Origin of the sequence: Corallococcus sp. CA053C, from assembly GCF_003611675.1 — a bacterium.
Taxonomy (GTDB): Bacteria; Myxococcota; Myxococcia; order Myxococcales; family Myxococcaceae; genus Corallococcus.
The window spans coordinates 1-8,763 of sequence record NZ_RAWA01000417.1; the positions used below are offsets into that span (position 1 = coordinate 1).

6 protein-coding genes are annotated in these 8,763 nt (G+C 69.8%); 1 reads left to right on the plus strand and 5 read right to left on the minus strand.

The features are described 5' to 3' along the window. On the minus strand, positions 1-287 hold a 287-nt coding region (locus D7V97_RS35680; protein WP_304988526.1), incomplete at its 3' end, for an FIST N-terminal domain-containing protein. 371 nt (positions 288-658) lie between these two features. Further along, positions 659-991 (minus strand): hypothetical protein, encoded by a 333-nt coding sequence (locus D7V97_RS35685; RefSeq protein ID WP_120615088.1) that lies wholly within the window; start codon positions 989-991, stop codon positions 659-661. Positions 992-1,299: 308 nt separating this feature from the next. On the opposite strand from D7V97_RS35685, the gene D7V97_RS35690 reads away from it, so the two are divergent. Beyond that, complete coding sequence (locus D7V97_RS35690) at positions 1,300-2,673, plus strand: condensation domain-containing protein (protein ID WP_120615089.1); 1,374 nt, start codon at positions 1,300-1,302, stop codon at positions 2,671-2,673. Between the two features lie 115 nt (positions 2,674-2,788). Here D7V97_RS35690 and D7V97_RS35695 read toward each other — a convergent pair whose 3' ends face one another. From D7V97_RS35695 to D7V97_RS35705, 3 genes are all read right to left on the minus strand, one after another. Then, positions 2,789-4,021: a cytochrome P450 gene (locus tag D7V97_RS35695; RefSeq protein WP_120615090.1), complete on the minus strand. Its 1,233-nt coding sequence runs from the start codon at positions 4,019-4,021 to the stop codon at positions 2,789-2,791. Continuing rightward, entirely contained in the window at positions 4,018-5,532 is a 1,515-nt protein-coding gene (locus tag D7V97_RS35700) for a condensation domain-containing protein (protein ID WP_120615091.1), read from the minus strand. Before D7V97_RS35700 ends, D7V97_RS35695 begins: the two co-directional genes overlap by 4 nt. Next, a partial coding sequence (locus tag D7V97_RS35705; RefSeq protein WP_120615092.1) for a non-ribosomal peptide synthetase occupies positions 5,529-8,763 on the minus strand: 3,235 nt, incomplete at its 5' end. The genes D7V97_RS35700 and D7V97_RS35705, both read right to left, overlap by 4 nt.

The window sequence follows — 8,763 nt, forward strand, 5'->3', positions numbered from 1 at the left end:
CCCATGCCCACCCCGACGCGGAAGTCCCTTCCGCAAAAGAGGGCGACCACCAGCCCCTGAAGCAACAGCTCGTTGTCCGCGAAGACCCCCGCCGCGCAGCACCCGGCCCAGGGAATGTCCCCCAGTTCCTGCCGGACCGTGGACGCGAGGCACCCCGCGTCGTACTGGTCCGTGCACAGGATGAGGGCGAAGGAGGGAGCGTCCGCTCCGCGCAGTGCCTCCTGGCTCGCTTCCCGAGCGGCGGCGTCGCAATGGGACGAGCTGCTCTTTCCCACATGGATTCGCATGAATTCAAAAATCGATATGCACTCGTGAACGCGCTCGCAGGAGCCGACGGCTTCGTTCGCGTCTCGTTCACCAAGCCAGCAGAGAGGCGGAGCGATGCTCCCTTTGGAGCAACCTGCTGGAACCCGTCGTCACACCGCGTACACGGGCTTCTCCTTCATCCATGGCTCGGTGGGCATCCGCCTGGGTCTTCCGCTCAGTGCCGCGGAAGCCCCGGGACTCGGACTCCCGGGGCGCCCACGGCACGGCTGGGATGCGAGCTTCGTCCTGACCGCCAAGCTCCCCATCCTGGTGGGCGGAAGGACCATCTTCGCCAGTCCCCATCTCTGAGCGGCGGAGGCGCTGGCACACGCCGTGTGGAAGAGGGTTCAGCCTAGTTCCGTCGCAGCTCGAAGGTGGCGGTGACGTAGCCAGCGTCGGTCTGGACGTAGGCCAACACCTCTCCGCCCTTCGTGACGAAGAAGTCGAAGTGCGCAGTGCCTCCGAGGTTGTCGGTGAGCGTCGCGCGGCCGCTGCAGTCGGGATTGACGGTGTAGGTGCCCGTGTAGACGGTGCGCGTCACCTCGCCATTGGTATTGACGGTCGCCGCCCCCGTCAGGGTCCCGTTCCCTTGGAAGAAATCATGACCGGCCTGTGCGAAGGGGAGCTGCGTGGACCCACTCACGACGAACCCACTGTTTGCATAGACGTAGTTGCCCTTCAGCATGCTTGTCCTGCATTGGGAATGCATCGAAGGATCCTCCGCGAGCCCCTCGCCTGATGCCGCGTGCGCAAGGCCCAGGAAACCCACCGTGAGGACACTTCCCATGACGTACCCTTGGAATCGCTTCATGCTCCCCCCTCTTTTCCGGGCCATGACAGCCCGATGAACCGCGGGACGGAAAGTGGCACAATCCGGGTTTTCCCAAATCAGGCGTGGGTAGGGCTCGGTTGTGAAGTAATTGATTGCCAAGGGCTGGACCCGCCCGGCCGGCCGCGTGGACCCGACACAGCCCCGGTGGTACGAGAAAGCCCATGGGTGACGCGAAGGATTCAGCTCGGGACGTGGAGCCCGGGTTCGTGACGGGCGAAGTGCCACTCACCCCCGTGCAGCACTGGTACCTGTCGCAGCCCCGGAACTGGCCCGAACACTTCAACCAGACGGTGCTGCTCGTCCCACGCGCGCCCCTGCGGGCCGAGTGGCTGACGCAGGCGGTACGCCACCTCGTGCGGCACCACGATGCGCTCCGCATGCGCTTCGAGTGGACCCGCTCCGGCGGGTCGCAGCACTGCCTGCCCCCCGACGACCTGATGGAGGTGGAGCACTTCGAGCTGGGCCACCTCCGGCCAGAGCAGCAACCCGCCGCCCTCGAAGCCATCGCCACCCGACTCCAGGAGGGGTTGAGCATGGGGCAGGCGCCGATGTTTCGGGTCGCCCACTTCACGTCGGGGCTGGACGAACCGGAGCACCTGCTGCTGATCGCCCAACACCTCGTGGTGGATGGGCGCTCCTGGCGCATCCTGCTGGAGGACCTCCAGACCGCGTACCAGCACCTGAGCGAGGGACACGCCCCCCACCTCCCCGACAAGACCACGTCCTTCCAGCAATGGTCGCGGCGGCTGGTCGAGTACGCGCGCTCGTCCGCGCCCCCGTTGGACTATTGGAGGAGCCTTCCGAGCTCGGCCGACAGCCACCTGCCGGCGGACCTGGCCGCCACGGGGACCTCCGCCCAGACGGTGGGCACTTCGCGAACCCATTCCTGTGCGCTGGGCGCGGAGGAGACCCAGGCGCTTCTGCGCGAAGTGCTCAAGGCCTTCCACTGCGAGATCAACGACGTCCTGTTGACCGCGCTGGCCTCCGCGCTCGCCGCGTGGACCCGGAGACGCCGCTGGATCATCGACCTGGAGGGGCACGGCCGCGAGCCGCTCTTCGACGACGTGGACCTGTCGCGGACCGTGGGCTGGTTCACCTCGCTGGTCCCCGTGGTGCTCGAACACGACGGTGATGACCTGCTCGACACGCTCCAGTCCGTGAAGGCCCGACTGCGCGGCATCCCGAACCGGGGCATCGACTACGGCATCCTGCGCTACCTGCGCGAGGACACCTCCGAGCCGGTGCCGGAGGTCTACCCGGGGCTGCGCTTCAACTTCCTGGGACGGTCCGCCCCGATCTTCTCCGGCGACGCGCTCTTCCAGCCGTCCGACGCCTCGGTGGGGCCTTCCTCGAGCCTGGGCACGTTTCGTCCGCACCTGCTGGAGGTCCAAAGCCTCGTGCAGGAAGGACGGCTGCGGGTGGACTGGACCTACAGCCCGGCACTCCTCCTCCCGCAGACCATCACACGGCTCGCCGAGCACTTCCTCCAAGCGCTCCGGCAACTCGTCGCGCTCGCCCGCGTCGACACCGAATAGGCGCGGCACCTGCTGCAGAACTTCCGGCGGCTGCTGACACACCTGGCGAACGGGCTCGAGCAACGACTCGGGGCGTTGATGGAGAGTCCCTGAAGACGGACATCCGGAAGGAGGGTTACGTCTGCTCCACCGTCCGGTCCGCGGAGGACTCCCAGGTGACCGGCAGCTCGTGCGCGCCGAGCAGGTTTTCGTTCTGCTTGAAGGGGACCTGGTCCAGGGGCACGGCCAATCGCAGGGTGGGGATGCGCCGGAACAGCGTGACGAAGACCACCTCGATTTCAATGAGCGCGAGCATTCGCCCCGTGCACAGGTGGATGCCGTGACCGAACGCGAAGTTGTGGCGCGGCTCACGGCGCAGGTCCAGACGGTCCGGATCCGTGAAGACGGACTCGTCCCGGTTGGCCGAGTCCGGCTGGGCCAGGACGCCCTCACCGGCGCGGATGAGCTGCCCTCCGATGGTGACGTCTTGCGTGGCCGCGCGCTGCCGCCCGATGTGCGAGACGGTGACGTAGCGCAGCAGCTCCTGGACGGCCGCGGCGATCTCCCCCGGGTCTTCCATCGCGACGAACACGCCGCGCTGCTCCGGATCCAGCATCAGGGCCAGCGCGCCCATGCCCATCATGTACGCGGACGGACCGTGCCCCGCGTAGAACAACGCATGGAACATGGCGACCGCATCCCGTTCGCTCAACCGTCCCGGCAACACCTGCTCTGCCACGATGCGCCCGACGAGCGTGTCGTCAGGTCGGGCCTTGTTCGCGTCCAGCAGCTTCTGGAAATAGCCATCCAGTGCGTCCAGGGCCCCTTCGGCCACCTCCCGTGACGAGGTGCGGGACCCGATGGTGCGACTGAGGACGTGCAGGTGCTCCGCATCCGCTCGGGGCACGCCGAGCAGATCGCAGATGATCCGCATGGCCACGGGGAGTGCGAAGCCCGCGATCAAATCCGCGGGACGTGGGCCGGCCAGCATCGCGTCCAGGACCTCGTCCACGGTGGCCTGGATTCGCGGTCGCAGGGATTCCATCCGCCGGGGCACGAACTCCGGCACCAACATGGCCCGTTGCGTCCGGTACTCCGCGTCGGGAAGGAATGGGAACGGCAGGGGGCGCCCCTGCCGGGCCGCCGAGGCGGGCGACGTGTGGGGGAATCCCGGCAGCGAGGAGTCCAGGCTCAACCTCGGGTCACCCAGGGCCGCGAGGACGTCCTCGTAGCGGGTGATCAACCACGGCGTGTTGCCGTCCCAGGTCCGGACGGGGCACACCGGCGCCTCCTTGCGCAGCCGCTTGTACTCGGGCGGAGGATCCAACGGGTGCTGCCAGTCCTTGGGCAACGGATAGGAATCGCTCATCGTGATGCTCCTGTCTGCTCAAGACGGGCAGCGGCGCCCGCCGGGGTGGGGTGTTGGTACAGCTCACGCAGTCCGAGGTCACGGCCCAGCTCGGTCCGGATCCGCGCCGCGATCTCGACCAGCTGGAGGGAATGGCCGCCCAGCCGGAAGAAGTCGTCGAAGGGGTCGACCGAGTCGACCCCCAGCACGTCGGCGAAGATGCGGGTGAGGCGTTGTTCGGTCGCGGTCCGTGCGCGGAGCAGGCCCGCGACGCGTACACCGGGAGCCGCGGCGCACAGGACCTCTTCGTAGTCCGCCAGCACGCCGTCGATGAAGGCGGGGTCGAACAGGCTCTCGTCGAACTCGGCCCACACGGTGCTCAGCCCGTCGGCGCGGTCCTCGACACGCAGGGTGAGTTCGAACTTCGCGGTGGGGAGGTCCAGCAGGGGCTCCGTCACGGTGCAACCGTGCAGCGCCAGCGCCCCCGCCGTCCCCACCGGGTGGTAGGCGAAGTTCACCTGGACGACCGGGGACCGGGTTGGATCTCTCGGGGGGGCGAGGTCGGCGACGAGCTGTTCGAAGGGCAGGTCCTTGTGCGCGTACGCGGCCGTCGTGGCCTCGGACACCCGGCCGAGCAGCTCGCGAAAGTCGGGGTCGCCTCGCAGGTCCACCTGGAGCACGACGGTGTTGACGAAGAAGCCGAGCACGCGCTCGACCTCCGGCAGGTCGCGGTTGGCCACGGCCAGCCCCAACAGCACCTGCCTCCGGCCCGCGCGATGACCGAGCACGATCCCGCAAGCGGCGGCCAGCACCGTGAACACGGTCTGACGCTCGGCGCCCGCGAAGGCGCGCACCGCCCGCGTGACTTCGGCGGAAAGCACGCGATGCGCGCGGCGGCCCCGCCCCAGCGCGGGACGGGGTGCCACGAGGTCCAGCACCAGGGGCACCCCCGACAGGCGCTCCCGCCACCAGCGCGACAGCTCCGCGCGCCGGGAAGGGGTGAGTTGCTCCCGCTGCCATGCGGCCCAGTCCACGTACTGCACGGGCAGTTCGGGCAGCCGGGAGGGCTCGCCGAGGACCGCCGCCCGGTAGGCGATGGCCAGCTCCTCGGAGAGGATTTGCAGCGACCAGCCATCCGCCACCAGCAGGTGCGACGCGAAGACGAGGAAGTGCGTGGCCGCATCCAACCTCGCCACGGTGAGCCGCAGCAGCGGGCCGTGCTCCAGGTCGAACGGCCGGGCCACCTCCGCCTCCGCGTGCCGCAGCGCCTCCGCTTCGTCCGCCACGTCCACGACGTGCAGCTGGCCGCGTCCGTCCGGTGACACGAGCTGGTGCGCGCCCAGGGGAAAGACCGTCCGCAGCGGTTCGTGTCGGGCCACCAGCACGTCCAGGGCCTCACGAAGGGCGCGGGTGTCCAGCGGTCCTGTCACCCGGTAGCAGCGGAGGGCGCCGTGGGCGGCCCCCGTGGGGTCCACCCGGTGCAGGAAGCACAGCCGCTGCTGCGCGAACGACATGGGGAACGCGGTCGTCATGCGCGGGGCAGCCTTCCAATCGTGGGCGGAGCGACCGGCAGGAGGGCGAGCGCCTCCGCCAGCTGCGCGACCGTCGGGCCCTCGAGGATGGTGGCGAGCCCGACCTCCCGTCCCACCATCCGGCTCAACCGCGAGGCGAGCCGCATGGCCTGCAGTGAGTGCATGCCGAGCGCGAGCAGGCTCTCGTGGATGTCCACCTGGGGCAGGTTCAACAGCTCGGCGACCACCGCGGCGATGCGGACCTCGGCGTCGGTCCTCGGTGCCGTGGGTGTCCGCGTGCGCGGTCCCGACGCGGGCAGGCGGGCACGGTCGATCTTCCCGTGGAGGTTCACCGGCCACGACTCGAGCACCACGACCCCCGAGGGAACCAGATGACCGGGCAGCCCGCGCGCCAGCGCCTCGCGAACGGAGGGCCCCGACAGCTCGACTCCTGGCGCGGCGATGACATACCCCACGACGCGCGGCTCGCCGCCGGTCGAATCGATGACCGCGAGGGCGTCCGCCACGCCGGGATGGGCGCAGAGCCCCGCCCGCACCTCGGCCAGCTCCACCCGGAAGCCCCGGACCTTCGCCTGCTCATCACGGCGGCCCAGGAACTCGAGCACGCCCCCGGGAAGCCACCGGCCCAGGTCTCCGCTGCGGTACATCCGCGCGCCGGGAAGCAGCGCGAACGGATCCGCCACGAACCGTTCAGCGGTGAGCCCCGGCAGGCCCACGTACCCCCGCGCGATGCCGGGGCCACCGATGCAGATCTCTCCCACGCAACCCGGTGGCACGACCTGCGAGGACGCATCGAGCACGGCGAGGTGGACGTTGGAAAGGGCCCGACCGATGGGCAGGCTTGCGGCCCCGGTGTCGTGCCAGTCCTCCAGCCGCTGGCCGCTGGCCATGATGGTCGTCTCGGTGAGCCCGTAGACGTTCATCGCCTTCGTGAAGCCCCGGCGCCGCAGCGTGCGGAACACTTCCGGGGAGAAGACGTCTCCACCAATCACCACCCGCTCCAACGCGTCGAACGCCTCCGGAAACCCGGCCACCAACTGGGGCAACACCGCGGGCGGAATCACCACGTGCGTGATGCGCTGGTCGATGAGGCACCGAGCGAGCCCCGGCACGTCCCAGCCGGGCGGCAGGAAGTGGATCGCCGCGCCATTCACCAGGGCGCCCCAGATCTCCAGCACCGAAGGGTCGAAGGTGGCCGGCATCAGGGCCAGCATCGTCTTGCCCGGCCCCAGCTCCAGCGTCTCCGTGCCGTGCAGGAGGGCCACCGCCGAACGGTGCTCGACCTGCACGCCCTTGGGCTGGCCCGTCGAACCAGACGTGTAGATGACATACGCCAGGTCGGAGGGACTTCCCTCCGGCAGCGTGACACCGGGGGACTCCGGCACGTCCTCCAGCAGGACGACCGGGACACCTTGAACCCGACCGGCCAGTCCCGCCGTCGTGACCACGGCGCGGGCGTCCGCGTCCCGCACGAGCCGCCGCAGGTGGGCCGGAGGATGACCGGGATCCAGCGGCAGGAAGGCCGCGCCCGAAAGCAGCACGCCCAGCTGGGCCACGACGAGCTCCGCCGCGTGCGGCATGCACACCGCCACCCGGTCCTCGCGGTCGACGCCCATCCCCCGCAGGTGCCGCGCCAGCCGCTCGGCCTGCGACAGGAGCGCGCGGTAGGACAGGGGCACCAGGCCCGACGCCACGGCGGGTGCGTCCGGCGTGCGCTCCGCCCACTCCTGGACCCAACCGGTCAACCGCTTCGCGGGGAACTCCCGCCGGGGGCCCGCGACGACGAGCGCCCGCCGGTCCGCTTCGTTCACCAGGGCCAGCCTGGACACCCGCGTGTCGGGGGCGGCGGTGATGGAGCGCAGCAGCTCCTGGTACGCGGACAACATGCCCGTGATGAAGAAGTCCTCGAAGAGGTCGGAGTCGAACTCCCACGCGAGCAGGATGCCGCTCAGCGACGCGCGGGGACTGGAGCGCACGGTCGTGTCGGAGCGGGGAATGCTCACCACGTCCCCGGCCAGCCGGCTGGTGTGCCCCGGCTCCGCGTAGAGGGGCACCGCGACGACGGACAGCTCGAACTTGGCGGATCCGTTGCTGAGCCCCTCCACGATGGTGACGTCGAGCGGCGCGGCCTCGAGCGTGCCCACGGGCGTGTCGTGGAAGTTGAACATCGCCTGGATCAACGGGTTGAGGCCCCCCTGATGCCGCGCGGGCGACTCCGCGAAGATGAGTTCATACGGCAGCTCCTGGTGGTCGTAGACCTCCAGGGCTGTCTTTCGCACCCGCGCCAGGAACGACTCGAAGGACGGGTCGTCGTGCAGCCGGCCGCGCAGCACCACCGTGTTGACGAACATGCCCAGCAGGCTTTCGGTGTCCTGCCAGCGCCGGTTGGCGACCGCGGAGCCGACGAGGAGATCCTGCGAGCCGGTGTAGCGGTGCAGGAGGACCATGAACGCCGCGAGCAGCGTGGTGAACAGCGAGGTGTTGTTCCGGTCCGCCAGGTCCTGCAGGCGTCGCGCGAGCTCTCCGTCCAGCTCCATCCGGGGCGCCACCCCGCGAAACCGCCGCGTCCCGGGCAACGCGCGGCGCGGGAGCTGGAGCTGGGTCTGCGCCCCTTCCAACTCCTGACGCCAGAAGCGGCGCTGCGCGTGGGCGGCTTCGGTGTCCACCCACTCCCGCTGCCAGCGAGCGTAGTCGTAGTACTGCACCGCGAGCGCCGGGCGCCGCACCCGGCCGTGGCGCACGTGTTCGGCGTAGCCGTTGATCAGCTCACGGACGAAGACGTTGAACGACCAGCCGTCGTGCACGACGTGGTGCTCGACATGGACGAAGACGTGCTCCTCCGCGCCCAGCCGGAGCAGCCGCCAGCGGAACGGCCTGCCTTCCGCCAGCGCGAAGGGGGCCTGGACCACGGCGCGAACGGCCTCGCCGACCCGGGCCGCGAGCAGCGCCTCCCCCACGTCGCTGAAGTCCTGGAGCGGGACCTCCACCTCCCAGGGCGCTTCCAGTTCGCACCGCAGCTCTCCATCCACTTCGGGGAAGCGGGTGCGCATCACGTCATGGCGCCGGACGATGTCGGTGAGGCTCGCGTGCAGGGCGGTGATGTCCAGCGCGCCCCCCAGCCGGAACACCGCCTGCGTGTGATAGGCCCGCGCGTCCGGGTTGAGCTTGTGCATCAGCCACACCCGCTCCTGTCCATACGAAGGAGCAATCGCGGTCCCCGCCGCGCCTCCC